2 protein-coding genes are annotated in these 1,054 nt (G+C 42.3%); one reads left to right on the top strand and one right to left on the bottom strand.

The window, feature by feature from the left end; genetic code table 11:
- Window positions 1-23: 23 nt before the first annotated feature.
- The gene (locus MD535_RS25615) at window positions 24-683 is read left to right on the top strand and encodes a Bax inhibitor-1 family protein (protein ID WP_265678106.1); all 660 of its coding nucleotides are present in this window, start codon (window positions 24-26) and stop codon (window positions 681-683) included.
- Between the two features lie 150 nt (window positions 684-833).
- Here the strand turns inward: MD535_RS25615 and MD535_RS25610 are convergent.
- The coding region (locus MD535_RS25610) for a hypothetical protein (RefSeq protein WP_265678105.1) at window positions 834-1,054 on the bottom strand (221 nt) is incomplete at its 5' end.

Below are 1,054 nucleotides of genomic sequence, written 5' to 3'. Positions count from 1 at the left end.
TGAATAGGAAAGGAGTACGAAGGATGATGGAATCGAATGTTTTTGAACGCACTAACAACGGAGAGCAAGAAGTAAGCTCTCGGCTGTATAATTTTACGATTGGAGCGGTGTTGTGTTGGGGCTTTTGGATTAACTGGTTAATGGTTGGGAATATCCCGGTTGAGTCAATTGCAGCTATTAACCCTTGGGTCTTTTTCATCGGCTATTTTGCGAGTTGCTTCTTTGGAGTCTACTTATTCAGTAAATCTTCGAACCCATTGGTTAGTTTTGTCGGCTACAACTTTGTAGTTATTCCTTTTGGATTAATCATCAACTTAGTTGTATCACGCTATGACCCATCCTTGGTTTTAAGTGCGATTAAGGTTACAGGTCTAGTGACTGGAATGATGATGCTACTGGGAACAATTTTCCCTGCATTTTTCCAAAGAATCGCTGGTGTATTAACTATTGCGTTAGTAGTTGTACTTGTGGTCGAGCTCTTTCAAATATTTGTACTTGGAATCCACCAAGAATGGATAGACTGGGCTGTTGTTATCCTTTTCTGTGGTTATATTGGTTATGACTGGGGACGAGCAAATCAAATTCCCAAAACATTAGACAATGCAGTAGATAGCGCAGCAGCGCTATACATGGATATTATTAACCTGTTCTTGAGAATACTTAGAATCATGGGGCGCAAATAGAATTCACATAACAAACGGTTCAAGTGGATTCGTAACGCTGGGCACTTTGGGCGTTAATTTAGGGTTTTGTGATTACGGTGTATAAATTTGGTTCGGTGGTGCGTTACTCACCACTTAACCGGGCGTTAGTTGCACTTAGAAATTTAGTGGTCAAATCATTGGCCCTTTAGCTATGTAGCTACAAGCCCCACTGCTTAACGTTCTTTCCGGTGGCAGCGGCAAAGCGTCATTCGCTTTAGCCCTCGAAGTTTCGCGGCACTGCTTTTTGTGTCCGTCCGTGAGCAACGAAAGTAACATCTTCCTCAATCCGTTTTTCAGTGACTTCGGTGGTGTCTTTTTCGCGCCAACTCGCATTAATCGAAAGATGTCAG

This window comes from Vibrio qingdaonensis (assembly GCF_026191675.1).
In the GTDB taxonomy this organism is placed as follows: Bacteria; Pseudomonadota; Gammaproteobacteria; order Enterobacterales; family Vibrionaceae; genus Vibrio; species Vibrio qingdaonensis.
Note: the sequence above shows the minus strand (reverse complement) of the source record. Positions and strands in the feature narration are given on the sequence as shown.